Below are 26,958 nucleotides of genomic sequence, written 5' to 3'. Positions count from 1 at the left end.
ACTCTGGTAGATTCCTCGTATGCTACAATAGCATCATGAAATCAGGGGTAGTTTCACCACTTATCAAAGAAATCCTCAAGCGTCGTGGTGTAGAGGGCGCGGCTTCGCAGCAAGCTTTTTTGCATCCAGATTATGCGGCGGCTAAACACGATCCGTTTTTGTTTCCCGACATGAAACAGGCGGTGGCGCGTATTAAAAAAGCGCTAAAAAATAGGCAAAAAGTCACTATTTACGGCGATTATGATATTGACGGCATGACAGCAACGGTGATTTTGTGGGAGAGTCTTCGAAAATTCGGCCTAGATGTGGAAACCTACACACCAGATCGCTTTACCGAAGGCTATGGTCTCAATATTGAGGCCATTGAGCAGCTAGCGGCAGATGGTACCAAACTGATTATCACAGTCGATAACGGGACGCTATCGATCAAAGAGATTGCTCGGGCCAAGGAGCTCGGCGTTGACGTGATTGTGACCGATCACCATGCACCAGGTGACTCGTTACCGGATGCCATTGCGGTTTTGAACCCGAAGCGCCAAGACAGCAAATATCCGTTTAATGATCTGGCGGGTTGCGGTATGGCGTTCAAATTGGTTCAAGCTTGTCAAACTGAACTAGAAGGACTCTCGAATGGTCAGGAAAAGTGGCTCCTCGACCTGGTGGCGCTCGGTACAGTGTGCGACATTGTGGGCTTGATCGATGAAAATCGCGCTAATGTCTATTGGGGTCTGGAGGTACTAAAAAAGACGCGTAGGGTTGGGCTCAGGGCGCTCCTCGCCAAGGCCGGTGTTGATCAAAATAATGTGACGGCCGAGACGCTCGGGTTTGTGCTGGGGCCGCGGCTCAATGCGGCGGGACGACTCGAGACCGCCGAGATGGCGCTAGAACTATTCAAAACGGACGATACTTTTCGGGCATTAGAACTAGCGGAAAAGCTCGATGACCTAAACCGCGAGCGGCGCAAAGTCCAGGAGGAGATATTCGTTCAGGCTTCGTCGCAAGTCGTTTTGGACGATCCAGTAGCAGTGGTAGCGGGTGATGATTGGCACGAAGGTGTGATTGGTATTGTGGCGTCAAAAATCGTGGAAAAGTTCGAACGGCCGGCTTTTGTTATGTCGAAAGGCTCGGAGTTTAGTAAAGCCAGCGGACGGAGTTTTGGCGAGTTTTCCATGGCGAAAGTCATTCATCACACGGCCGATTTGTTAGAAAAGGGCGGCGGACATTTAGCGGCGGGCGGGCTAACAATTCGTACCGAGCACATAGAAAAGTGGCGAGCAGAGGTTCAAAACTTTTACGCATCATTAGAGCTAGCAGATCAGCGGCGTTTTCTCTATCCGGATCCTGACATAGAACTAGCAGATTTTTCGGCGATTAATATTGAATTAGTCGATGAACTAGCTGGGCTCGAACCCTTTGGCAATAGTAATGCACGTCCAGTGTTTGCGTTTCAGCCGGTTCTAGTTATGGATCGGCGGGTATTGGGGCGTGATCATAATCACGTCAAGTATACCTTTGCAGACACTGATGGCCGTAAGTTATCAGCCATAGCGTTCGGTGCAGCGAGTAAATTTACGCTCGAGCCGTATGATGATAACGGCGAACAGCAGCGGGCTAGAATCTTGGTTGAGCTGACAAAGAACGAATGGAACGGACGAGTGAATGTCGAAAGTCGGTTGCTCCGATGCGACGTGGGCGTCTAAAACGAGGCAAAATCGAACAATGCAACATTGACTTTTTATCAAAAATAGAGTATAATATGTAGGATGAGCAAGAAATCCATAGATTACCGATTCGGCAAGGGTCAACTAGAGGCCTAGATTACTAGTTTTGATGCAAAAGGCAAAACAACAACTCACGCGGATAGCGAACCTATCGTAGATATTCCGAGTGCAAAAAGACGCAAAGAACTAACGAGGGAGCTAGCTGCCACGACTCGAACTATCGAACATCCGGATGGCGCGGTTCAAGTGGGATTCCTCAATACCGATGTTCCGCCTGAAGATGGAATTACAGTTTATAATATGGGCATCGGCGGGAATTTTGAGCACCCAGTAGGCTTGTTCGAGAACGTGGCGTTTGCGGCAGCTAACCCTGATCGACGTATTATGGTAGTTAACAACGCTGGCTCTGGCGAGTCGTCGCTCGTACCAAGGCCAGTCATCGACAGAATGAAGGCGGCAGGCAGTTTCGCTCCGCAGGGCGAATGGATGTTGCGCGTTTTGCAACGTGAACTAGGCAATTATGGCAATATTACACTAGACGGAAACTCAGCTGGTGCTCGCGCGGCCATAGGCATAGCAGCTGCGATGACGACTGTTAAACTAGATAGTCCACTGTCTGAATTAACGGTATTTGATCCACCGGGCGCAAAAGACAGAACTACTATTGGTATAGATTGGGCTTTTTTGCGACAACAGCCCGAGGCGATGCGATATGCCAAGCGTTCACCTTACAATCCTGCAAAACTAAATTTATTAGAGCAAAAGCCAGCTAATCTTTTTACTGCTAAAGGCGCTTTCGCGCAAAACATGTGGAATTTACCAGGTGCCATGAAGAGTCGGACAGGTTTTATTTACGACCTCGTGGCGGCGCTCGATGCGGTAAAAGAGGGCGGTGAGGTGGCGGTCATCCAGCCGGAGTTTAGTCAATTTGCCCGACCTGATCAGATGAAAAAAGCTATGGCCGAGGCGGCAGTGTATTCGTCTATGTACAGCCATCCGGCGATATTTCGTCATATCCAGATCGATAATCACTCGCATCCACTCCTCGCCGAGGGCACTGGTCCAAATGCGCTGGTGACGGCATATAAAATCGCTGAGTAGTAGTGACTTGCGAAAAGTCTCGACATCTGCTACACTATAGCTCGTATGATTCAAGTTAAGAGGAAAGATGCCAAAGAGGCGAACGAGAACTTGCTACGACGATTTAATCGCCGTGTATTGCAGTCGGGTGTCGTTTCAAAGGCCAAAGCTGCGCAGCGTTTTAGCAAGCCACAGAGCAAGCGCGATCGACGTGACTCAGCTATTATTCGCGAACAGCGCAAAGCCGACAAAGCTTTACAGATTCGCATGGGACTAGCTAAACCTAGTCGATAAATAGCCTATCTCGTCTATATGATCCCGAGAATCGTCGCCAAAGCGACGATTTTTTGGTATACTATATAGGAAAGGATTATAGATGAATTTGATAGAAAAAATTACCGCCGACTTGAAAGCCGCTATGCTGGCGCGTGATGAATTCACCACGATGACATTACGCGGGCTCAAGTCAGCCATTTTGTACGAGGAAGTCGACAAAGGCAAGCGCGACGAAGGGCTCACTGACGAGGAAATCCAAGCCGTCGTAGCGCGCGAGGTCAAAAAACGCGATGATGCAGCAAAACTATATGTGTCTGCTGGCGATCAGGATCGTGCCGACAAAGAAGCCAAAGAGAACGAGATTCTGTCTATTTATTTGCCAACGCAGCTATCGAGCGATGAACTGCGAACGGTGATCGGAGATATTATTGCCGAGAATAACTTTGAACAAAAAGACATGGGCAAAATTATCGCAGCCACCAAGGCAAAGGTTGGGCTAGCGGCGAGTGGTGAAAAAATTGTTACGACATTAAAACAGGAGTTCTTTAACTAATATGATTATATTTTTCGGTCCAGCAGGTGCAGGCAAATCGATGCAAGGTCAGATGCTGGCGGCACGACACGGCTGGCGTTGGTTGAGCTCGGGACAGATTTTTCGGGATCAGGCCGATCATGAAATGCTCGAATACTTAAAAACCGGTGAGCTGATCCCAGATGAAGTGACGAATCGTGTTATTTTTGCGGCGCTCGACAAGGCGCATGCTTGCGGTGATGTTGACCGCGTCATTTTGGATGGTTATCCGCGGACTGTGGCTCAGGCCGAGGCACTCGTTAAACACGAGCAGGAGCGCTGTGGCGAGAACCCGATAGCAATGTGTGTGGTGCTCGAGGTGCCGAAATCGGAAATTATGAAACGATTGGCGGTGCGTGGTCGCGGCGAAGATTCGCCGGAGACGATCGAAAAGCGTTTGCAAATTCACCGTGGCGAAATCTATCCGCTACTGAACCTCTTTAACGAACTGCATGTGCCGATCGAGCACATCGATGGCGTCGGCACGGTTGGCGAAGTCCATGATCGCATCGAAGCTGAACTAGTGGCGCACGGTATCGCGAAAGGTGCCTAAAATGAGCGTGCGCGATTTTCGAGAATTCACCGACCAGGAACTCAAAGATTTTCGCGCGGCTGGTCGAATATTGGCGGAATTGTTTCGAGATTTACGCGGTCAGGTTCATGCCGGCGTAACGGGTAAGGAAATTGACGCGTGGGTGGAGCATGAAATTATCGCGCGTGGTGCCAAAGTGTCCTATAAATCTCCAGAAGTTAATTTTCCGGGTGCGATTTGCATCAGTCCGAATGATGTCGTTGTACACGGTGTACCGAAAGACGAACCGTTCGAGGTCGGTGATGTCGTCGGATTTGACCTGGTGATCGAAGTCGGCGGCATGAAGGCTGACTCGGCGTTTACGATGGTTGTCGACGAGGAACCAAAAGGTGCGAAAAAGATGCTACTCAGTGCTACTGAACGCAGTCTGTATGCCGGCATCGATGCGATTCACGGCGCAGTGCGAACTGGTGATATTGGTGCAGCGGTCGAGAGTGTTTTGTCGGCAGCTAAACTGGGCATCGTGCGCGATTTGGTCGGTCATGGAATCGGTCGTGAGATGCACGAAGATCCCGATGTGCCGAACTTTGGTCGGGCGGGGAGTGGTGTGCTAGTACCGGTCGGTGCAGCGATTGCTATTGAACCGATGGCGACTCTCGGCGGTTGGAAAGTCGTCCAAGACGACCCCGATGGTTGGTCGATTCGCACTCGAGACGGCTCACTGTCGGCGCATTTTGAGCATACTGTGTTGATCACGCCAGACGGCGCAGAGATTATTACAAAGTTCTAAACATCATCACGAGAGCAGGTGCGAGAGCTAGTAGAGCGACCTAGCGATATAGACAGCGGTCCGACGAGACCCATTACTAAAAATCCTGATGATTTGCGATGATGTTATAAATTCTACAACAATTTTATCTGACAAAACACTGTAAAAGTGTTGACGGAGCGCCTAAAATGCGATAAACTATTACGAGTCTGATGCGAGAGTTATTTGAATGACCTCTGTTCAGGTGGTAAATTTACAATTTGGTAGTGCAAGTCAATTTCGTCAGTACATCTTTTATGTTAGTTAAAAACTACAAGCAAGTCGTCACGTTCGCGTGACGCATTTAATGGAGAGTTTGATCCTGGCTCAGGATGAACGCTGGCGGCATGCCTAACACATGCAAGTCGAGCGGCAGCATGCTCACTGAATCTTTCACGCGTTTGGAAGGTTTTGTGAGTGATGGCGAGCGGCGGACGGCTGAGTAACGCGTGGGAATCCACCCCAAAGTGAGGGATAACGCACCGAAAGGTGTGCTAATACCGCATATGGTCTTCGGATTAAAGTTTTAACGCTTTGGGAGGAGCCCGCGTCGGATTAGATAGTTGGTGAGGTAATGGCTCACCAAGTCGACGATCCGTAGCTGGTCTGAGAGGATGATCAGCCAGACTGGAACTGAGATACGGTCCAGACTCCTACGGGAGGCAGCAGTGAGGAATATTCCACAATGGGCGAAAGCCTGATGGAGCAATGCCGCGTGCAGGATGAAGGCCTTCGGGTTGTAAACTGCTTTTATATGAGAAGACTATGACGGTAACATATGAATAAGGACCGGCTAACTACGTGCCAGCAGCCGCGGTCATACGTAGGGTCCAAGCGTTATCCGGAGTGACTGGGCGTAAAGAGTTGCGTAGGCGGTTATGTAAGCGAGTGATGAAAACTATCGGCTCAACCGATAGCCTATTATTCGAACTGCATAACTCGAGAGTATCAGAGGTCGCTGGAATTCCTAGTGTAGGAGTGAAATCCGTAGATATTAGGAGGAACACCAATGGCGTAGGCAGGCGACTGGGATATTTCTGACGCTAAGGCACGAAAGCGTGGGGAGCGAACCGGATTAGATACCCGGGTAGTCCACGCCGTAAACTATGGATGCTAATTGTTTGGGGTATCGACCCCTCGAGTAATAAAGCTAACGCGTTAAGCATCCCGCCTGTGGAGTACGGCCGCAAGGCTAAAACATAAAGGAATTGACGGGGACCCGCACAAGCGGTGGAGGATGTTCTTTAATTCGATGCTAAGCGAAGAACCTTACCAGGGCTTGACATCCCTTGAATTTCTCCGAAAGGAGAGAGTGCTTTATTGAACAAGGTGACAGATTCTGCATGGCCGTCGTCAGCTCGTGTCGTGAGATGTTTGGTTAAGTCCATCAACGAGCGCAACCCTTGTGATTAGTTGTATTTTTCTAATCAGACTGCCCCGGTAACGGGGAGGAAGGAGGGGATGATGTCAGGTCAGTATTGATCTTACGTCCTGGGCTAGAAACGTCCTACAATGGCCGGTACAACGGGCAGCTAACCCGCGAGGGGGAGCAAATCCCATCAAAGCCGGTCCCAGTTCGGATTGCAGGCTGAAACTCGCCTGCATGAAGTCGGAATCGCTAGTAATCGCAGATCAGCACGCTGCGGTGAATACGTTCCCGGGTCTTGTACACACCGCCCGTCAAACCATGAAAGTCAGGAGCACCCGACGTCCGAATTTATTTCGGCCTAAGGTGAGCTTGGTGATTGGGGTTAAGTCGTAACAAGGTATCCGTACCGGAAGGTGCGGATGGATTACCTCCTTTCTAGGGAGTATTAGGAGAACTCGTGAATTTATTCGCGGCGTTCATCCAGGTTGATCCAGTTATTTCGAAACGAATTCGCGAAATAACATTAATGGAAAGAATTCACCTTTAGATGACTGTGAAATAGGCTTGCACTACTGGATTGTAAAACGAAAATCGTCCCTCATTATAGGGGCGATTTTTTTTGTGTTGTTACTTAAAAGTTATGTTCAGTAAAAACAACTGGTTGTCGTGCTGGACGCGATAGTGATGCGTAATCACGTGAACGTCCTGAAAAATCTTTTCTTTGTGCCTCAAAATATGACACAAAAATATCCTCAGATTTTACCGTGATTGGCGTAATAGGTTCCATCAATTCTAAATCAATATGTTCTCGTGCACTGTCTGTGACAGCTTGTATCTCGTTGAATCGTCTTGATAGTTCGTTCAAATCCCAATTTGGAAAATCCATGTTATTGTGGCGAAGCCATCGCGTTGCTGTCCAAGACTGAACTGCTTCGAGATACGATTTCTCTGCGGCTCTGCTGAGGTCTTGCGCATACCCACCACCCAGCGTAAAGAAAGGAAATTCCGAATCGTTCCTAATAATTGTAAAAGTTGCGTTTCCATTACCAATGCTAGGTGCAACGCCAGTTACGATCTGGTAGTCACCAATTTGTGGCACGTCTATTGAATCAGTAGTGGGCAAACGATACACCCACCATGATGCTAATGACACTCTTTCGAGCAGTTCATTTTGCGCATTCTGCTGCGCCTGTTGCTCTGTAAAATGTGCTGCAATTGCCAAAGTAGCTACCGAATTTTTGAGCTGGAAATCAATTTCTCGTTGCTCCATTTCGACGCGAGTTTTTAATGAATTGTCATCCTTGAGACCAATTGCAGCTGGACGAAAATGCTCGGATCCTTGCTCGCGAGCGATAACAATCTCAGGTGATATCGTGTGAATAATTTCAATCATAGTTCCGCTTGACGGAGGGCGACAGAGTGTGAAACTCGTGTCGCCCTCCGCCGGTGCCTGTGATCAGGCGGTGGCGACCAGCAGCGAACTGCTGGACTTGGCGAACGTGGTCTGCCACGAGATGGCCGCGGTCACGTCGTCGACGATGGCGCACATGGCGCTCGTGATGCCGGAGTCCCAGAGGGACTTCTGGACGTCGACGCCGACGGTCATGGCCGAGAGCTCGATGGCCGCGAAGGGCAGCTGGTCGCAGATCTTCTGGAGTGTCTCCGTCTGATCGGCGAAGCTGATCGGCGGCTGGCCCATCGCCTGCCAGAGGCTTGCGACGGTACCGAGTTCGAGCTTGGCGGCGGCGAGACTGGTCTGCGACTCATCGAGTACGTCGCTGACAGCCTTGAACTGATCGTCGCGCGCGATGACACGCGTCTCGATCATCTCGTTCGCTGCGAAGACCTGGGAGATGCCACGGAAGAGGTTGCCCGAGTAGGACGCCAAGGCGTCCACGTAAGCATCCATCATCGCGGGAGAGACTCCCTGGGTCGCAGGAGGAGGACAGTTGACTCCACCCATTTTCGGACCTTTCTACTGGTCGGTACTAGCAAGCGGGCGCTTGCGTAGTAAAAAGTATAATACAATAAGGTCTACTTGTCAACACCTTTTTAAAAGGGTATAATATTAATGTGATAAATTTGAATAAAGTTAGTTATGAGGTTGGCGGGCGGCAGGTTTTGTCGGACGTCAGTTTCGGTATAAATGCTGGCGATAGGATTGGCCTAGTCGGGCCAAATGGCGTTGGTAAAACAACCTTACTTCATCTAATTAACCGGGATATTATACCGACATCTGGGCAGATTACATACGATCAAACCGAGATCGGTATGCTGCCACAAGATTTGAATGGGTGGTTAGACCACACTATCGAAGGCTTTGTTGCTAGCGTCACAGGTGTCGAAAAGGCTAGTGATAATTTTGATTCAGCTTGCAAAAAATTAGAGGAAGATCAGAGCGAGCATACACTCATGATTTATTCTGAAGCATTAGAGCAATATAATCGTTTGGATATTGGCGGATTTGAATCTCGTGTTAAGCTGGCCATGGCTAACGCTGGTATAGCAAATGTTGACATTTATCGTGAAATTGGAACACTATCGGGTGGGCAAAAGAGACGGGTAGCTTTGGCCGCGGTAATTGCTTCGATGTATGACACCATTTTGCTCGATGAGCCGACCAATGACTTAGATACGAGGGGCGTGACTATTTTGGAGAAATTTATTGGTGAAAGTCCAGCTTCATTTGTAATAGTTAGCCACGATCGACAATTCCTGCGGAATACTTCTACACGGATCATTGAACTTTTAGGCGACGGTGTCAAACAATTTAATCTAGGCTACGACGAATACGTAGAAGCACGTCGTACCGACAAGGAAGCAACGGCGAAAGCCTATAATCAGTATGAGATGGAGAAGAAGCGCCTTCGTCGAGCGGCGCGAGACGCAAATATTCGTGCAAATTCTGCGGCCGGAAATCGGCGCACTCCGGACTCGGACAAATTGACTGCGAATGCGCGACGTGAGCGCGCAGCTGGACATTTAGCTGGTGCGGCGACGGCAATGAGTTCGCGGCTATCTAGTCTAGAGGAGCCAGAGAGACCTGAGGAAGAAATACGTTTAGCATTTGCTTTTGCGACCGAGGAAAGAGATAAGGGCGCAACATTACTAGACGTTCGTGATTTATCCATGGAGATTTATGGTCGAATAGTTGGACCGATCTCAATGCATTTGCGGGCGGGCGATAAAGTCCTTCTCGAAGGCGAAAATGGCATAGGAAAAACTACTTTGCTAAAAGCAATTGTTAATCAATCGGAGCCGGACAGTGGAGAGTCGCGAATTGGTTCAGCGGCGCGAGTGATATATATTGATCAGAATCAAACTTTGCCTACACCAGATAAAACAGCCCTAGAAAATTTACAGCAATTGGTATCTGGACTCGAAAAACATGATCTGATTAATTTATTGATTCGGTTTGGCATTAAAAAAGACTCATTGGTTGTGCCGGCTCGCGATTTATCTGGTGGCGAGAGAATGAAAGTTTTGCTCGCATCTATTGCAGCCAACCGGGCGAACTTGTTGATTATGGACGAGCCAACAAATAATTTAGATATTCCGACTGTCGAGGCTGTTGAGTCGGCTCTGGAAAATTACAGCGGTGCAATTTTGTTAGTTAGCCATGATCGGGAGTTTGTTGAAGCAGTGAATCCTGAACAAAAAATCTCTTTGTCTTAATCATATAACAGATCGCTTTTAATCCAGATTGACCCTTTCGGGCGTATGGTATAATATAAGCATTATGAATGAAACAAAATATGCAGTGGGTGTCGATATAGGTACAGACACCGTAAAAGTAGTAGTCGGCCACGTTGGCGGCAAGGCTTCGGCCGAGGAAACGTCAGCGATGTCTTCGCAGGACAAAGTGACGATTATCGGTGTGGGCACACACAAAAATTCAGGTATGCGCAAGGGTACAATTGTGAATCTGGACAAAACTGCTGAGGCTATTGATCGAGCCCTCGAAAAAGCGGAACGCATGAGCGGCTATCATATCGATGCAGCGACAGTTAATATCAACGGCTCACATATTGTCGGTTTATCTTCGCGCGGTGTGGTGGCGGTGGGCGCTGGTGGTCAGACGATCGGTCATGATGAACTGGCCCGGGTAGAGGAAGCGGCTACTGTGGTCCAACTACCAGCTAATCGTGAGATCCTCGATGTGACGCCGCGTAGCTATAAACTCGATAGCCAGGACGGTATTCGTGATCCATTTGGTATGACCGGCGTGCGATTAGAGGTTGATGCCTACATGATCACGGCACTGTCGCCACATATGAAGAACTTGGAAAAAGTGTTAGAGATGACGGAGTTGACGCCACACCATGTTATTGTGAGTGGACTAGCGTCGGCGCGAGCGGTGTTGGACGATCAGCTGCGCGAGAACGGCGTGGTCTTGATCGATATGGGCGCAACAACGACCAATGTGACGGTTTTCGAGGAGGGCGATATTATTCATGCCGCTGTGTTGCCGATTGGATCAAATAATATTACGAATGATCTAGCAATTGGCCTCAAAACTGAATTAGACATTGCTGAACGAGTCAAAGTTGAACACGCTGTTGCGGCTCCGGAGCTGCGTCGCGGTTCGGAATCCAAAGTTGCGGTGAAAATCGGTGGTGGGGCAACGGCTAAATCGATCGAGTTTAGTGCTGAGGCGATCGATGAAATAGTCGAGGCACGTTTGGCCGAGATATTTGAACTCGTCAATCATGAGCTAAGGAAGATCAAGCGACTGGCTAAACTACCTGGTGGGGCGGTGCTAACTGGCGGCGGCGCGAAACTACGCGGCATTGCCGATTACGCCCGAGAAGTTTTGTCGATGAATGCTCATGTCGGTAAATTGCCAGAATTCGGCGGCATGGGCGACAAGGTTAATGATCCGAGTTTTACGACGGTTGCGGGGCTAATGTTCCTAGATGCCGAGGTGTCGGCTGGCGGTGCAAATGGTCGCAGTGACGGCGGATTACTAGGCGGATTGATGTCGAAATTAGGCAGCCTGTTCTCTGGTAAAAACAAGCGTTGAACAAAATAGTTGAACGATCGCTACTCGTAAATTTATGACTGCAAATATAACATTATTAGCGAATTTTAAATAATTTGCGCAAGGATAATCAACTTGCTTTTTTGAAAAGCACGGTGTATACTAATTTTATACACATAAGTAACGAAGGGGGATTATGCCAGAAGTCAAGCCAGCAGAAATACAAGCATCGGCTGTCATCAAAGTGGTTGGTGTCGGAGGTGCCGGCGGCGCAGCCGTTAACCGCATGAAAGATGCCGGTATAAAAGGTGTCCAGTTCATCGCAGTCAATACCGACGCGCAAGCCTTACATAACAGCGAAGCTGATGTCAAAATCCATATCGGCAAAGATACAACGCGGGGCCTCGGTGCTGGGGCGGATCCATCGGTTGGTGAGGCGGCCGCTCGCGAGAGTACCGATGAAATCAAAAAAGCTATCGATGGCGCTGATATGATCTTTGTCACTATCGGTGCTGGTGGTGGTACTGGCTCTGGTGCTGGTCCTGTGGTGGCTGAGGTAGCTCAGGAGCTAGGTATTTTGACGGTTGGCGTCGCAACTCGACCATTCGGTTTCGAGGGCGAAAAGCGTCGCCAGAATGCCGATCTAGCCATTGGTAATCTCTCTAATCATGTCGATACACTAATTACGATTCCTAATGACCGCTTGCTCCAGACGATTGATCGCCGAACCCCACTGCTCGAAACGTTCAAAATTGCCGATGATGTTTTGCGCCAAGGTGTTCAGGGCATCTCTGAGCTGATTACCGAACATGGTCTGATTAACCTCGACTTTGCCGATGTACGAGCCATTATGACCAAGGCTGGCAGCGCGCTGATGGGCATCGGACGTGCTAGCGGTGATGATCGTGCCGTCAAGGCCGCGCAGCAGGCGATTGAGTCGCCACTGATCGAGGTCAGTATTGACGGCGCTCGCGGCGTGCTATTCAACGTGACAGGTGGCTATGATATGAGTATGAGTGAGATCCAGGAAGCTGCCGAGCTGATCACCTCAGCCGTTGCGCCTGAGGCCAACATCATCTTTGGTGCAACCCTGAAACCAGACATGGAAGACGAATTGATTATTACCGTCGTTGCCACTGGTTTCGACGCTGCGTATTTTGCAAAGAAAACTAGCTCAGACAACAACACGACAGAGGAAACGAGCGGTGGATTGAGCTACGACCACAGTAGTTCGAGCGATGAAGTTACCGCTACGCCAGAAACGATCGATTATGCAGTCAAAGATCTCGATCTGAACAAGCTCGATGTTGACGAGGACCAGCCAACCAACGCCTCGGTCAGCGATTTTACGAGCGACGAAGAACCAGAATCGCCATGGCATAGCACCTCGTTCTCTAGTGAGACAACCGACGAGCCAAGCTCGCCATTTGGCAGCACCGACGATGACGAAAAATCTGATGACAAGTACGATACGCCATCATTCCTGCGACGCCGATTTGGCCGCTCGAAAAAGGATAAAAAGGAAGATTGAATACATTAGTTATTCAATAACAAGCGCTGTTATTTAGTAAAAGTTAACAAAGGAGGGTAACCAGAATGCATTGTCCAAAATGTGGGAACGACGATAGTAAAGTTATCGAATCGCGAGATACTGGCGATTCAGTGCGTCGCCGTCGCGAGTGTTTGCAATGCAGTAGCCGTTACACTACCTATGAACGCATCGAAAAGCCAAATCTGGCCATCGTAAAGAAAGACAAGCGTCGCGAATTATTCGATCGAGATAAATTGAAACGAGCAATCGCTCGCTCGGTCGGTAAATTCCTCGGCGGCGAAGTTGAAACCGAAGAAGTTGTCGCTCGTGTCGAAGATGCCCTGTATAGCCTGGGCGAAAACGAAGTCACTAGCCAGCAGATCGGTGACGCTGTCATGGCCGAGCTGGCGCGCCGCAATGAGGTAGCTTATATTCGTTTTGCTAGCGTCTATCGCGAGTTCAAAAACGCCGATGAATTCGTCGAGGCGCTAAAGGAATTACGCAAAAAACCAGAATGTTAACAACCAAACAAGGAGGTGAGGTATGAGGTTGGTCATAGTGTATCGCGAAGCTAGCGAGCAGAGGATGGCGGTGGAATCCTTTATGCGTGATTTCAAATTTCAAACTGGTGGCGAGATAGAAACGATCAGCCCAGATACTCGAGAGGGCGCGGCTTTTTGTCGTACCTACGATGTGGTTGAGTATCCAACAATGCTAGCGATTGCTAACGACGGAACGCCGGCGGCGACTTGGCGCGGTACGTTGCCGACGATTATGGACGCTAGTGGGTATAAATAGGAGGAGGACATAGGAATGGCAAAAGAATTAAAAAAGCCGCGTGACGAGAATCGATCGAAAAAATGGGTCGCCGGTCTACTAATTGTGTTCGGATCGATTGGCTTGTTAGCTTCGTTCACGCTCAGCGTCGATGCCTACATGGTCGTAAAAAATCCTACGACGGCATTAGCCTGTAATATCAACTCGGTGTTGAACTGTCTAGAAGTCATGAAAACACCGCAGGCCACCGCGTTATTCGGCATCCCAAATAGCTTTTTTGGTATGATGGCGTTCCCAGTTCTCATCACGATTGGCGTGATGATAGCGATTGGTGCTAGGTTGCCAAAGTGGTTTAAGCTATGTCTGCAGCTGGGGGCTTTGGCCGGTTTGGCTGCGGCGTGGGCGATGTTCTTTGACAGTCTCTACGTGATTGGCGTACTGTGCCCGTGGTGTTTGACGGTGACAACATCGATGACGATCATCTTTGGCGCGATCACGCATTACAATTTGCGCGAGAATACTTTCGATTTCAAGCGTCCGACCTATGACAAGATCCTGAAATTCCTAAATGCTGATGGCGATAAATTGATCTGGGCAACGATTCTAGTCGTGTTTGCTTTCCTCGCATTTGCCCGATTTGGATTAGCGTTGTTTGAATGAATAGAGAGGAGATCATATGTCAGTTGAGCTAGAGCGCGAATTTACCTTTTTGATGAATAGTCTGCCGGACGATTTAGATCAGTTTCCGTCGAAAATCATTGAGGATAATTTCATTCCAGCCGAATCGGATCATCCGGTGATTCGGATTAGGCGCAATGGTGATCAGCTCGTCATTACAAAGAAATATCCTAAAAACAGTATTGATGGAGTAGGTGGTGATTCATCGCACATGGTCGAGCATACTATCGAGTTATCACCGAATGAATACGCAGCGCTGAACCAATTACCTGGTAAACGCTTTAAAAAGCGTCGCTTTGCCTACGAAATCGGTGATTTGATGGCTGAGGTTGATATTTATTTGGATGACCTGGCTGGTTTGGTGGTGATTGACTTTGAATTCGATTCTGATGAAGCGATGGCGACATTTCAGAAGCCTGACTTTATCGGTGCAGATGTCACCCAAGATAGCTTGGTGGCTGGCGGCATGTTATGTGGCAAGAAATATGCAGATATTGCCGATGAACTACTCAACAAGTACGATTATCGACCAGTGGCGGGTGTTGATCAATACAATGAGTAGTTGAATTTTACCTGTCAGGGTGATAGAATATGGCCAAGACGTTTTAGTGGCTATCACCCACGAGTCGCGAGAAGAAATCGGGCTTTTACCCAGAAACTAGACCTCGCCGGGACTGGCACGACAGATCAGATAAACAGAGTGCGACAAAGGTTTATCCCTTTTTCGAAACTGGATGGTACCACCCCGCGTGTGCAGGGCTCCAGTGGCGGAACTGGGATTTTTATATTTTCCAGGCAAAATATCATTTTAAACCAAAGGAGATGTGTGATGCGAGGACTCGATCGAGTGGAATTGGATGGTTCGGGCAGCGGCGATGCACCGGGATCAAATAGTACTGGCTGGGAAGATATAGCCGATCTCCGTAGTCTAGTTGTTACCGAAGGCCAGGTCGACTCTCGCAATCTTGTTCCTGATAGCCTAGACCCCCGACAGGAAATAGCAGACAAGCTACGCGGACTCGGTTATGAGATTAATTCTGAACATTGGGATAAATTAACCGGCGGTACGCTCCATAATTTGGTGTGGAATCTCACGGGTATGCAGATTGGCGAAGAAGATGTAAAGCTGATCGACGACTGGAGAAGATCACACCCAAACCAAGAGAGGCATTATGACTAATAGTGAACAAAAACCTAGAGTCGGTATCGGCGTATTTATTTTTCGCGATGGCAAATTCTTGATGCAGCAGCGCCGCGGTTCTCATGGCGAAGGTACCTGGTCGATTCCTGGTGGACATATGGAATTTGGAGAAACGCCAGAACAAACAGCTATTCGAGAGGTGCGCGAGGAAATTGGTTGCGAGATCGATAATATCCGTTTCGCGGCCGTGACGAACGACTTTTTTGACAGAGAGAGAGAGACGAAACACTACATTACCTGGTGGGTTATTAGCGACTGGAAAGCAAACGAACCGCGTATCGTTGAACCGCACAAGTGTACGGCGCAACTATGGACTGATTTCGATCATTTGCCTGAGCCGCTTTTTCTGCCGTGGCAAAACTTACTCGAAAGCGAGTTTTTAGATGGTGTTAAACGGGAATTAGAAAAGAGTCGATCATGAAATTTTATTGCTATAAAAAGTGTTCAACCTGCAAAAAGGCAGCAGCATTTTTGCGAGCCCGGGGCGTCAAGTTCGAGGAAATCGACTATACTGAACAGCCATTGACCGCCAAAGAACTGCACACTTACTGGCAGGTCTCGGATTTGCCATTAAAGAAATTTTTCAATACCAGTGGTCTGCTATATCGGGAAATGGACATCAAAGACAAGTTACTGACAATGACCGAGGACGAACAGCTTGAGTTACTAGCCCGACATCCAATGCTGGTAAGGCGGCCGATTCTAGTGCTGAGCGATGCGGTATTGGTGGGTTTTGACGAAACAAAGTGGACTAGCACATTAAACAAGGAGGATCAGTCATGAAATTCAAACACGGCACACGCAGACGAGCGCTAGAGTACGAAAAAGATTGGGCAGGGCGTTGGGAACGAGACAAAACGTTTGAAAAGTCAGTTGAACAGCGTCCGGCAAAGGGTCAATGGGTGTTTTACGATGGTCCGCCATTCCTGACCGGTACGCCGCATCATGGACATCTGCTGGTTTCAACCGTCAAAGATGCCATGGGGCGCTTTCACACCATGAAAGGTCAGCGCGTCGAACGTCGTTGGGGCTGGGACTGCCATGGACTGCCCGCTGAAGTCTACGTTGAAAAGACACTGGGTATCAAGAACAAGAAAGAGATCGGCACAAAAATTAGCATTGCTGACTATGTGCGCGAATGTCGTGCCGCAATGGTGAAAACCAGTACCGAGTGGGAGGATACGATCGAGCGCCTAGGCCGCTGGGTTGAGTTCGATGGTGCCTATAAAACCATGGACAAAGAATACATGGAAAGTGTCTGGTGGGCCTTTAAAGAGCTCTACGAAAAAGGCAAAATTTACGAAGGCGAAAAGATTCTCGTGTACTGTACGAAAGACGCTACGCCAATCAGTAAATCAGAGGTGGCGATGGAAAATAGCTACCAGATGGACACCGATCCAAGTGTGTTTGTGTACTTCAAGCTCGAGGATGTTGATGAATATATGCTTGCCTGGACGACCACTCCATGGACACTGCCGGCCAACGTTGCAGTGGCGGTCAACAAGGACACCGATTACTCGCTCGTCGAGCACGACGGTAAAAAATTCTATGTTGCTACCGAAGCCGTCAGCCGCGTTATGCAGGACGCCAAACATCAGCCATTGGAATATGTTGTAGTAAAAAAAGTCAAAGGTGCCGAATTAGTTGGTAAACGCTATGAACCATTGTTCGAAAATCGTGGACCAGATGCGCACCGTGTGCTCCATGCAGATTTTGTGACAACCGAGGATGGTACTGGTTTGGTTCACGAAGCTCCGGCTTACGGCGAAGAGGACTATGAACTGTGTAAACAGGAGCATGTGCCAATTGTTTCAATTGTTGACGCTGACGGTAATTACACCGAAGGTCGCTGGCTCGGTCAAAATATTTGGGACGTGAACAAGGAGATCGCAAAAAGCTTGGTCGAGGAGGATAGGGCACTCAAAGTCGAATATATTCGCCACGAATATCCCCATTGTCATCGCTGCGGTACCAAGCTGATGTATCGGGCGCATCCGAGCTGGTTCATGGATATTCAGAGCCAAAAGCACGAAATGCTCGAGGCAAATGCTAGCACGAGCTGGACGCCAGATGCGCTGCGGACTGGCCGATTCAATAACATTATCGAGCAAGCGCCAGATTGGAATCTCAGTCGTGATCGCTACTGGGCAACGCCGATTCCGGTATGGCGCGGGTTTCGTAATGACGGTACCGAGGTTGTCAAAGTCATCGGCAGTTACGACGAGTTTGAACAGCTCACTGGCAAGCGGCTCAATGATTATCATCTACCCGAAGTCATGGACATTACGTTTGACTGTGATGGTGTCGAGATGCGACATATTGGCAAAGTATTGGATTGTTGGTTTGAATCGGGTTCAATGCCGTTTGCACAGTTCCATTATCCGTTCGAGAACAAGGAAAAGTTCGAGCAGATGTTTCCAGCCGATTTCATTATCGAAGCGATCGACCAGACGCGCGGCTGGTTCTATAGCTTGCTAGCGGTCAATGTCGGATTGTTTGGCCGAGCGCCATGGAAAAATCTGATCTGTACTGGTTTTATCAACGCTGCCGATGGCAAAAAAATGAGCAAAAAGTTGAAAAACTACACTGATCCGATGGAGCTAATGGATCAATATTCGGCCGATAGCTTCCGTTTCCTGATGCTATCAAGTCCACTGACTAATGGTGAAAATTTTGCATTAGCTGACAAAGACGTCGGTGATATCGCTCGCAAACTCTCTATGATCTGGAATATGTATGACTTCTTTACAATGTATGCGGAGGTTGATGGCTGGGAATACGATGGACAACTCGCTGATCCGATCAAGACGCTCGCGAATCCACTGGATATCTGGATTGTTTCGCGCTTGCATCAGTTAGTAGCTGAGGTTGAGGAGCGTACCGAAGCCTATGATTTACAAGGTGCTCTGCGACCGATCCTACCGTTCCTCGACGATGCCAGCAACTGGTATGTGCGCCGCTCGCGTCGCCGCTTCTGGAAGAGTGAGGACGATAGTGACAAAAACGACGCTTATAAAACGTTGCACTATGTCCTCGTACGCCTCGCCTACATCCTAGCGCCCTTTACGCCGTTTCTGGCCGAGGAGCTTTATCATAACTTGACTGGTGATAACGAGTCGATCCATCTGAAAGATTGGCTGCCGGCGGGTCAGATCAATGAACTGGTCATGAATGACATGGATACCGTGCGTGATTATGTGAACCAAGGTCTGAGTCTCCGCGTCAAAGCTAAACTAAAAGTTCGCCAGCCGCTAGCTAGTGTAACCGTGCCGAGCCTGGGTGAACATGTCGATTTCACGCCGATTCTGCTCGACGAGCTGAATGTAAAGGCAGTCAAACAGGGCAAAGAGGTTGCTATTGATGAAACCTTGACACCGGAACTGCGGCGCGAAGGTCTAGCTCGCGAGGTGATTCGATTTGTGCAGAATGCCAGAAAGCAAGCCGGACTGAATGTCGATGATCGCATCGTATTGCAACTGACGACCACTGATAATGAGCTACAACAGGCTATCGCCGAACACCAAACGGTCATAAAGGCGGAATGTTTGGCAAGCTTTGGTGATACCGACCAAAATCCTACCGACGTGAAGGTCGATGGCGCCGAACTCCAGATTGCATTAAATGTGCAGTAAAAGCTGAAAAAACGCTGGACTTTTCGAGCCAGGTGTGCTATAATGGCGCTCATTAAACTTTAATGACTCTGTGGTGGAGTGCAGGGAGAAGGTGAGAAGAGTATGAAATTTTTCGTGCGAGACGGGAAACGTTCTGCTAAAAAAGCATTTTTAATAGTAGTGTCGATCATGGCATTAGTCGTACAACCGATGTATAGTTTAATTGCAAGTAGGAGTGCGAATGCATTAGGCTTGGACTACACATCAGTACCCTTCGTGCTGGGTGAGTGGTCAGTAGATCGTGCTTTGCCAACTGGTGGACATAGCATAGCTAACTTTGCTGGACAAGCAAATACGCTCGAGATGTCGCTCGATAAAGATCTCGCAAACATGTCAGGTACTGGATTTTATCAGACGGAAGGTTTGAAGCGTACAGCTGCAATCGGGACGACAGCGTTGAAAGCTAACCTTTATGTTGATTCAGATTGGATTGATAATGGAAAAACTGTTCGTGCTGGCTTGTGGGGTACGGCTCAAAATGCTATAAATGCCATTTCTGCATATCCAATTGTCGAGTTTACAACAGATGGCCATACTGGTTGGCGATCATACAATACAATTACGGGTGTATGGAATAACTCAGCAGCAACATATAACGTCGATGCGTGGAATACTATTGAAATTCAGCTTGATTCAGTTGCAAACCAGTTTACCTATCTTGTGAATGGTGCTGTTATCGGCTCGGCTCAATTGAACGGCTCAACGTCTTTTAAAGAAGTCATCTTGAACAGCAAGAACTACGGTTCTGCTGCACAAAGCTACTCTGTACGCTGGAGCAATTTTTATACTGGCGTGCATGTTGCGACTGCAATTACTAACCTTACTACTGGCGTTATATACGATGACCTCCAAGTTGCTGTCGATGCTGCAATCGCAGGTGATACATTGCGTTTGAATGAGGATATTGTTCTGGGAAGCGATGTTGATATTACTAAGAATCTAACGATAGACGGCAATAGTAAGACTATCACAGCAAACTTTGTGAAGTCAGGTTCAGACAACTCAGCACTAGCAGTCGCGGCGAATGATGTTGTCATTAGGAATGTGACGCTTGACGGTGTTAATCCTGCCACAAACCAACTGCACGGTATCAATGCATATGTTGTCACAAACTTGCTAGTTGACGGCGTAACGGCGAAAAATTTCCGAACAGGTATCGTCTATAACGGCTCAACGGGTACGGTTCAGAACGTACATACTATGGATAATATCTGGCACGGCATCAATGCGGATCAGGGAACGGGCGTGACTGCACCGACAAATCTACAAGTACTCGGTACAAATACTCACACAGAACCACTTAATATATATGTAGATGACACGACAAAGAACGTTACGGTCAATGCACCTGCGTATAACTTTAGCCATCCGGGTTTAAAGCCTAACGATCGAGTATATACTCTCAAGCCAACCGTACCAACACTGATCAGCCCTGCAAACAATGCTGTGCAAAATGTCAACGATTTCTACTTTACCTGGAGTAATACCGGTGCGGCTGAATACGAATTCCAGTCATCGCAAAATCCTGCCACTGATCCAACGACTGGAGCACTGACGAGCGGTGTATGGAATAACAAACTCCATGGCGGCCCTGATCGTAACCATTTGACAACACCAGAGATCCATTCCTATGGCGCTAACGGCACTTGGTACTGGCAAGTGCGCGCAATTGATAGCAATGGCATCAAGAGCGACTGGTCAACTGTCTGGAAGATGACGATTGATATGGTTGCACCTGCTGCGCCGACTAACCTCAGTTGGAAGACTACGACCAATGTTGTCGTGCCAGATGGCAGTACGACAAACGTTTACGGTGGTACGGCATCATGGCAGGCAAGTGCCAGTAGTGATGTTGATCATTACGTCTACAAATATTGGAACGACATTGTAGGCAATCAATACAAAGTAGGCAATGAATACATCGTACCGACAAGCGCGACGAGCTTGCCTGGTGTATTTAACCAGGGTGAGGGGGTCCATCATTTCTGTGTTGCGGCGGTCGATGCAGCCGGCAATACCTCCGCCTGTACCCAGTTTACTATCACCTACGACAAGACAGCTCCCGCCATCTCATCTATCACCTACAATGCCAGCCCAAGCGGTACACAGGTGTTTACGAACGGATATACCAACGAGGAAAATTTCGTTTTCCATCTCGCTGCCGATGCTGATACGACTCGCTATCAGCTGAAATACTGGAATGACATTAGCGGATCTCCTTTTAAAGCAGGCTCGCCGTGGAATCCGACTGATTTGAGCAGCACCGGACATATGGCAACACTTGGTGAGTATACCGACAACTTTACGCAAGGCGAGGGAGTGCATTACTTCTCATTTAGCGCCTGTGACGCGGCTGGTAACTGCTCGGCATATGGTGATCCATTTGTTGTGACGTACGACAACACTGCACCAGTTGTAACTGTCAACTCGATTGCTGATATACAACTACCGACGAATACCCAAACTATCACCGGTACGGTTGCGGATGCTAACACTGTCACAGGCGTCGAGGTTAGTACTGATGGAGGTGCGACATGGCAGCCCGCTACGACTGTTGATGGCACAAACTGGACATATGATGCAACAGGCTTGTCTGTCGAGACCTATACCGTTGTTGCTCGTGCAACCGACGAGGCTGGCAATACTAGCAGTGATGATACATCATCACCAGCTGATTACTGGACGACATTTACCGTAACGGCAGTAACCCCTCCAAATTCGAATACTAATGGAAATACGGGTGCTGGTAGTAATGGCGTTAGCCAGACTTCAACTAATCAGTTTGCTGCTCCTGGCTCTACGAATGCTAGCGTACTGAATGCTAATAACAACGGTAATGCGACCACCGATACTACGCCTACTACAGATGAAGCGACTGACACTGACGTATTGGCTGCAACAACAACTGACAGCAACAAAGATAGCGATGCTGGTCAGGTTCTCGCTGCCGAAGATACCAAAGGTAACTGGTCGGTAGTCAACCTTGTTCTAGCAGTAGTAACGATCATCTTGAGCCTGGGTGCGCTGCTCGGTCTAGCTCGTAAAAAAGACGGCACGGCTGCTCGAATCATGACGTTGATCCCAGTAGCGATCGCTGTAACGGCATTCCTCATGATTGAGAATTGGACTGCTTCGATGATCTGGCTCAACTGGTGGACTGTCCTATACGCAGTTGTCCTAGCTGTCCAGGTAGCTATCGTTTCTGGCCTGAAAAATTCAGCGGAATAATAGGGAATAACACTAGACACTAGCGAGCCCGCAAAAGGGCTCGCTTTTATTTGTAATTGGTGCTATAATCATTAGCAAGATGCCAAAATCAAAAGTTAAAAAGACTAAAAAGTCGTTCGTTTCCAAACTGCGGTTATTATTGGTGCCGCATAAACAGAACAATTATCGGCCGTATTTAGTTCGTCGTTACGGGTTGATGGTGATACTCGCCATGGCGATCAGTATGCAGTTGTTCTATAATTTCACCCAGACCGGTTCGGTGCTGGGGCGAGTGACGAATATCACGCCGGCGGCACTGCTGGCTGACACGAACATTGCTCGGAATAATGAAAAGCTAGGCGCGCTGTCGCTCAATCCGTCGCTCAGTCAGGCAGCATCCGAAAAGGCTCAGGATATGATCGACAAAGGTTATTGGAGTCATACCTCACCCAATGGCACGCAGCCGTGGTATTGGATCGAACAGGTTGGTTACAATTACCAAGAAGCGGGCGAAAACCTAGCAAAGAACTTTTCGACGGCGCAAGCCACAATTGATGCGTGGATGAATTCGCCAACACACCGCGAGAACATGCTGAAAACGTCGTATACTGAGGTTGGATTTGGCATCGCTAGTGGCGAGGTTGACGGCAAATCAACGGTCATTGTGGTGGCGTTTTATGCCGAGCCGGTCACGACCAGCGTGGCTGGTCTGATGACGAGCAAAACGACTAGCACGTCGGAACAGGGCGCTAGTCTCTCGATTGCCGCGCATATTGGTATCGCGATCCAGTCATTGACGCCGGCCGCTATCACCAGCGTGGCGCTGCTGTTTATCGCGGCGACTGTCGCTATCACCGCACATTTTTATCGCTCGAAACTGCCAAAAAAACAGCGCGAATCGTGGTATCGTCATCATGGCATGGCCAAAGCCTCGGGGCTGCTAGTAGTGACGGCCTTTATCGTGCTGATTTACGGTGGCGGTCAGATTTAGTCATTGCGACAGAGTGCAATACGTAAGCATTGACATTATAAAGGATATTTGATATAAGAATACGGTATGAATAATAACTCTAGCCCCACATGGGAACAGCCACCATCTCCAAAAAATAAACCAGCTAAACTCCCTAATAATAATGCGATTGAAACTCGTTTAAATCCGTGGGGAAAATTTGTACTCAGCGCGAATGCTGTAGGCTCTATAGTCTGGCCGAGTGCAGCGCTAATAAATAGTATAGTTGGCGATAAACCGCCTGCGCTCACGGTGACTTATATTGCTCTGGGTGCTGTGGCGGCTGCTAATGCGCAAAGAATGATACGAAACCCTGATCCTAGACACATCAAACGTACTTCGTAGTACAATAGTTGCATGAATATCACCAAAGCCATCATTCCAGTTGCGGGTTGGGGCACGCGTATGTTGCCGATTACGAAATCAATTGAAAAGTGCATGTTGCCGATTGGAAATCGTCCAGTCATTGATTTTGTGGTTCAGGACGTGATAAAGGCCGGTATCAAAGACATTTATTTCGTGGTAGGCGAACAGAGCGCGCAGTTGCAGAGTTACTATCGCAGTAATATTCCGCTCAACGACTATTTGCGGCGTGCCGGCAAGGCGGATATGTTGGATTTGGTGCGACCGCTCCAGGGTGTAAACATTCATTTCATTACCCAGCCCGGTACGGGTGGCTACGGTACGAGCGTACCTATAGGTATGTGCAGTGAGTTTATTGATGATAACGAATCGGCTCTAGTGATGTCAGGTGATCAGTTCTTTTACCGCCATGATGATGGATCAAATGCGGCGGATTTCATCGAATTCGTTTCGTCTCGAGGTCTTAACGTCTGGACTGTATGGCGACCCTCTGCCGATAGACAATATCGATTTTGTATTATCGAAATCGATGCTGATGGCAACTATGTCAGAATTGTTGAAAAGCCCAAACCGGGCGAAGCTCCAACCGACCTGCAGAACGCCAGTTTCTATGTCTTTCCAAAGGAAATATTCGAGCTAGCTCGTGCCTTGCCGGCCAATCCAAAACGCGGCGAGTTCGAGGTGACCGATGCGATCAACGCCTATGTGGCGAGTGGCCAAAAGATTGCTGTCGGAACGGTAACGGGCGATTATATGGAATGCGGCAGTGTGGCTGGGTGGTTGCGCGCCAACCAAATCGTCTGCGCCGATCTATTGCAATAATGATATAATAGAGTCATTATGAAATTACTAGTTACTGGGGGAGCGGGATATATCGGTTCGCATACGGTGGTTGAATTACTAACCAAAGGTCACGACGTGGTCGTGATCGACAATCTGAGCAATAGCTCGCGCGAGGCTATCAAACGGGTCGAGGAAATTACTGGCAAGTCAGTCGAGTTTCATGAGGCGGATGTGCGTGACCGCGAGGCGCTCGATACTATTTTCGCTGAGGGTGATATTGATGCGATCATTCATTTTGCCGGGCTAAAGGCCGTCGGTGAATCGGTTGAAAAGCCGCTCATGTACTATGAAAACAACATCGATTCGACGCTAGTTCTGATCGAGGCGATGCAGGCTAGCGGCGTAAAGAAACTGGTGTTTAGTTCATCGGCAACAGTCTATGGTAGCGCGCCGATTCCTTACTCTGAGGACAGCGTAGTTGGTCAGGGGATTACAAATCCTTATGGACGCACAAAATATTTTATCGAGGAAATTATTCGTGATGTTACTGTCGCTGACCCTACATTCGAAGGGACAATTTTGCGTTATTTCAATCCGATCGGCGCACATCCGAGCGGGCGTATCGGCGAGGATCCGAGCGGCATCCCGAATAATCTCATGCCGTATATTACACAGGTAGCGACAGGACGACGTGAAAAATTGAACGTATTTGGTGGTGACTACGAAACGGTAGACGGCACGGGGGTTCGCGATTATATTCATGTCGATGATCTGGCGGCGGGGCATGTGGCAGCCATTGAACATTCAAAGCCCGGATTTGAGGCGTATAACCTCGGTTCTGGAGTCGGCGTATCAGTACTCGAGCTAGTTCATGCTTTTGAAAAAGCTTCGGGACAGGATATCCCCTATGAAATTGTCGATCGTAGGGCAGGAGATTTGCCGGAGTTTTATGCACGCGCTGACAAAGCTCGCGAAGTGCTTGGCTGGAGTGTGCAGCGTAGCCTCGAGGACGCCTGTGCCGATAGCTGGCGCTGGCAAAGCCAAAACCCACATGGGTACTAGGCAGAGGATACCTCACGTCACCCGAGGTGTGAGTTTTGATCTACGGAGCAACTATAGATCGTTGATAGCTTGCATAAATATCTCATTTCTGCTACAATCGAACAGTTAATTTAACTAAAGGAACAGATGAAAGCAGTCATTCAAGTCGGTGGCAAACAATACGTTGTCGCTGAAAAAGAGACCCTTTTGGTAGACAAGCTGCCAGAGGAAACCAAAGATCTCACGTTTGATGCACTGTTGACTTTCGACGATAAAAACGCGACTGTCGGCACGCCAACCGTGAAAGATGTAAAGGTAAAGGCCAAGGTTGTCGACGATCTCGTAAAGGGCGATAAAGTCATCGCTATCCGTTACAAGAGCAAAAAGCGCGTCAACAAAAAGCACGGCCATCGCCAGCAATATTCACGCATCGAAATTACTTCGATCAAATAATTTGCCTGAGATAAATTGCAAAGTCGTTCCAAAAGGGACGACTTTTTGCTATAATTGGTAATAATGAACGAGGGTACATCAGCCGTGATTATTACGGTCACGAATCAAAAAGGCGGCGTCGGTAAAACGACGACTGCGGTCAACGTCGCGTATTCTCTAGCCAAAGACCACAAATCTCGCGTATTGTTGATTGATTTCGACCCACAGGGTAATGCGACCAGTGGGCTGGGACTCGATAAATCGACATTATTGTCTGCGACTAATCCAGACGGCGCGCCAACTATTTTAGAGGCGATATCGGATGAAAAGCCGTTAACCGAGGTTATCCAACAAACGAATTTCAAGCGCCTCGCTATCGCGCCAGCTACGCCGCGACTGGCTGACGCCGAGTCAGGTCTAGCCAAGGCTGAACGTCGTTTTGTGCGCCTGCGCGACGCCCTTAAAACTGTGTCTGGCGACTATGACTACATTATTATCGATTCGCCACCGTCGCTCAGTCTGTTGACGGTCAATGCGCTCATCGCTGCTGGTCATGTATTGCTACCGGTTCAAGCCGAGTTTTATGCTATGGAAGGCCTCGGCCAGTTGCTCGAAACGATGCAGTTGGTTCGCAAAGGCCTCAACCCGACGCTGGAGCTGCTCGGTGTGCTAGTCACGATGATGGATTCTCGTACAACCTTGTCAGGGCAGGTCTACGAAGAAGTCGCCAAACATTTCCCAGGCAAAATCATGAGTACGCGCATTCCACGTAACGTTCGACTGGCCGAAGCACCATCGCACGGTTTACCGGTCGGCGCCTACGATCGGTTTAGCAAAGGCTCGCGCGCCTACAAAGCCGCCGCCGAAGAAATCATCAAGCGTTTAGGCATATGATCTAGGCTAGTCTCGGGTGACGTGAGGCGGGGC

25 protein-coding genes, 1 rRNA gene and 1 pseudogene are annotated in these 26,958 nt (G+C 48.7%); 25 read left to right on the top strand and 2 right to left on the bottom strand.

The window, feature by feature from the left end; all coding sequences use genetic code 11:
• The first annotated feature begins 35 nt into the window (after positions 1 to 35).
• The 7 genes from recJ (at position 36) to IPL44_00360 (ending at position 6,792) form a co-directional block, all read left to right on the top strand.
• Positions 36 to 1,700 (top strand): single-stranded-DNA-specific exonuclease RecJ, encoded by a 1,665-nt coding sequence (recJ, locus tag IPL44_00390; GenBank protein QQS17508.1) that lies wholly within the window; start codon positions 36 to 38, stop codon positions 1,698 to 1,700.
• Between the two features lie 321 nt (positions 1,701 to 2,021).
• Positions 2,022 to 2,822, top strand: coding sequence for a hypothetical protein (locus tag IPL44_00385; GenBank protein QQS17507.1), 801 nt, complete (start codon positions 2,022 to 2,024; stop codon positions 2,820 to 2,822).
• A gap of 45 nt (positions 2,823 to 2,867) precedes the next feature.
• Positions 2,868 to 3,095, top strand: coding sequence for a 30S ribosomal protein S21 (locus IPL44_00380; GenBank protein ID QQS17506.1), 228 nt, complete (start codon positions 2,868 to 2,870; stop codon positions 3,093 to 3,095).
• Positions 3,096 to 3,177: 82 nt separating this feature from the next.
• Positions 3,178 to 3,630 carry a GatB/YqeY domain-containing protein gene (locus tag IPL44_00375; GenBank protein QQS17505.1) on the top strand — a complete coding sequence of 151 codons (453 nt, stop codon included), beginning with the start codon at positions 3,178 to 3,180 and terminating at the stop codon, positions 3,628 to 3,630.
• A 1-nt stretch (position 3,631) separates the two neighbouring features.
• Entirely contained in the window at positions 3,632 to 4,201 is a 570-nt protein-coding gene (locus IPL44_00370) for a nucleoside monophosphate kinase (GenBank protein QQS17504.1), read from the top strand.
• A gap of 1 nt (position 4,202) precedes the next feature.
• Positions 4,203 to 4,970 (top strand): type I methionyl aminopeptidase, encoded by a 768-nt coding sequence (gene map, locus IPL44_00365; GenBank protein ID QQS17503.1) that lies wholly within the window; start codon positions 4,203 to 4,205, stop codon positions 4,968 to 4,970.
• A gap of 322 nt (positions 4,971 to 5,292) precedes the next feature.
• Positions 5,293 to 6,792 (top strand): 16S ribosomal RNA (locus IPL44_00360).
• A 196-nt stretch (positions 6,793 to 6,988) separates the two neighbouring features.
• Here the strand turns inward: IPL44_00360 and IPL44_00355 are convergent.
• Together IPL44_00355 and IPL44_00350 are read right to left on the bottom strand one after the other, a co-directional pair.
• On the bottom strand, positions 6,989 to 7,750 hold the full coding sequence (locus tag IPL44_00355; GenBank protein QQS17502.1) for a hypothetical protein: 762 nt from the start codon (positions 7,748 to 7,750) through the stop codon (positions 6,989 to 6,991).
• 63 nt (positions 7,751 to 7,813) lie between these two features.
• Complete coding sequence (locus tag IPL44_00350; protein ID QQS17501.1) at positions 7,814 to 8,269, bottom strand: hypothetical protein; 456 nt, start codon at positions 8,267 to 8,269, stop codon at positions 7,814 to 7,816.
• 161 nt (positions 8,270 to 8,430) lie between these two features.
• Here IPL44_00350 and IPL44_00345 point away from each other — a divergent pair, with 161 nt between their 5' ends.
• From IPL44_00345 to IPL44_00260, 18 genes and pseudogenes are all read left to right on the top strand, one after another.
• Positions 8,431 to 10,032: an ABC-F family ATP-binding cassette domain-containing protein gene (locus tag IPL44_00345; GenBank protein QQS17500.1), complete on the top strand. Its 1,602-nt coding sequence runs from the start codon at positions 8,431 to 8,433 to the stop codon at positions 10,030 to 10,032.
• A 64-nt stretch (positions 10,033 to 10,096) separates the two neighbouring features.
• Positions 10,097 to 11,380: a cell division protein FtsA gene (ftsA, locus tag IPL44_00340; GenBank protein ID QQS17499.1), complete on the top strand. Its 1,284-nt coding sequence runs from the start codon at positions 10,097 to 10,099 to the stop codon at positions 11,378 to 11,380.
• 154 nt (positions 11,381 to 11,534) lie between these two features.
• Positions 11,535 to 12,506: pseudogene (gene ftsZ / locus IPL44_00335) on the top strand (cell division protein FtsZ).
• Positions 12,507 to 12,934: 428 nt separating this feature from the next.
• The gene (nrdR, locus tag IPL44_00330; GenBank protein QQS17498.1) at positions 12,935 to 13,390 is read left to right on the top strand and encodes a transcriptional repressor NrdR; all 456 of its coding nucleotides are present in this window, start codon (positions 12,935 to 12,937) and stop codon (positions 13,388 to 13,390) included.
• Positions 13,391 to 13,412: 22 nt separating this feature from the next.
• A complete protein-coding gene (locus tag IPL44_00325) occupies positions 13,413 to 13,667 on the top strand; it encodes a hypothetical protein (protein ID QQS17497.1) in 255 nt (84 codons plus the stop codon).
• Between the two features lie 15 nt (positions 13,668 to 13,682).
• A complete protein-coding gene (locus tag IPL44_00320) occupies positions 13,683 to 14,306 on the top strand; it encodes a vitamin K epoxide reductase family protein (GenBank protein ID QQS17496.1) in 624 nt (207 codons plus the stop codon).
• A gap of 16 nt (positions 14,307 to 14,322) precedes the next feature.
• A complete protein-coding gene (locus IPL44_00315; GenBank protein QQS17495.1) occupies positions 14,323 to 14,886 on the top strand; it encodes a hypothetical protein in 564 nt (187 codons plus the stop codon).
• A 267-nt stretch (positions 14,887 to 15,153) separates the two neighbouring features.
• Positions 15,154 to 15,504, top strand: coding sequence for a hypothetical protein (locus tag IPL44_00310; protein ID QQS17494.1), 351 nt, complete (start codon positions 15,154 to 15,156; stop codon positions 15,502 to 15,504).
• Positions 15,497 to 15,946 (top strand): NUDIX domain-containing protein, encoded by a 450-nt coding sequence (locus IPL44_00305; GenBank protein ID QQS17493.1) that lies wholly within the window; start codon positions 15,497 to 15,499, stop codon positions 15,944 to 15,946. The genes IPL44_00310 and IPL44_00305 overlap by 8 nt, the downstream gene beginning before the upstream one ends.
• On the top strand, positions 15,943 to 16,308 hold the full coding sequence (locus IPL44_00300) for an arsenate reductase family protein (protein QQS17492.1): 366 nt from the start codon (positions 15,943 to 15,945) through the stop codon (positions 16,306 to 16,308). Before IPL44_00305 ends, IPL44_00300 begins: the two co-directional genes overlap by 4 nt.
• Complete coding sequence (locus IPL44_00295; protein ID QQS17491.1) at positions 16,305 to 19,157, top strand: isoleucine--tRNA ligase; 2,853 nt, start codon at positions 16,305 to 16,307, stop codon at positions 19,155 to 19,157. The genes IPL44_00300 and IPL44_00295 overlap by 4 nt, the downstream gene beginning before the upstream one ends.
• A gap of 102 nt (positions 19,158 to 19,259) precedes the next feature.
• Complete coding sequence (locus IPL44_00290) at positions 19,260 to 22,424, top strand: hypothetical protein (protein ID QQS17490.1); 3,165 nt, start codon at positions 19,260 to 19,262, stop codon at positions 22,422 to 22,424.
• Positions 22,425 to 22,503: 79 nt separating this feature from the next.
• The gene (locus IPL44_00285) at positions 22,504 to 23,394 is read left to right on the top strand and encodes a hypothetical protein (protein ID QQS17489.1); all 891 of its coding nucleotides are present in this window, start codon (positions 22,504 to 22,506) and stop codon (positions 23,392 to 23,394) included.
• A 66-nt stretch (positions 23,395 to 23,460) separates the two neighbouring features.
• Entirely contained in the window at positions 23,461 to 23,757 is a 297-nt protein-coding gene (locus IPL44_00280; protein ID QQS17488.1) for a hypothetical protein, read from the top strand.
• A 12-nt stretch (positions 23,758 to 23,769) separates the two neighbouring features.
• A complete protein-coding gene (locus IPL44_00275) occupies positions 23,770 to 24,597 on the top strand; it encodes an NTP transferase domain-containing protein (protein ID QQS17487.1) in 828 nt (275 codons plus the stop codon).
• 18 nt (positions 24,598 to 24,615) lie between these two features.
• Positions 24,616 to 25,620, top strand: coding sequence for a UDP-glucose 4-epimerase GalE (gene galE / locus IPL44_00270; GenBank protein ID QQS17486.1), 1,005 nt, complete (start codon positions 24,616 to 24,618; stop codon positions 25,618 to 25,620).
• Positions 25,621 to 25,746: 126 nt separating this feature from the next.
• Positions 25,747 to 26,052 carry a 50S ribosomal protein L21 gene (gene rplU, locus IPL44_00265; GenBank protein ID QQS17485.1) on the top strand — a complete coding sequence of 102 codons (306 nt, stop codon included), beginning with the start codon at positions 25,747 to 25,749 and terminating at the stop codon, positions 26,050 to 26,052.
• Between the two features lie 63 nt (positions 26,053 to 26,115).
• On the top strand, positions 26,116 to 26,925 hold the full coding sequence (locus tag IPL44_00260) for a ParA family protein (GenBank protein ID QQS17484.1): 810 nt from the start codon (positions 26,116 to 26,118) through the stop codon (positions 26,923 to 26,925).
• The last annotated feature ends 33 nt before the right edge of the window (positions 26,926 to 26,958 follow it).

Source organism: Candidatus Saccharibacteria bacterium (assembly GCA_016699895.1).
Lineage (GTDB): Bacteria > Patescibacteriota > Saccharimonadia > Saccharimonadales > Saccharimonadaceae.
This window is presented reverse-complemented; position numbering and strand designations above follow the sequence as displayed.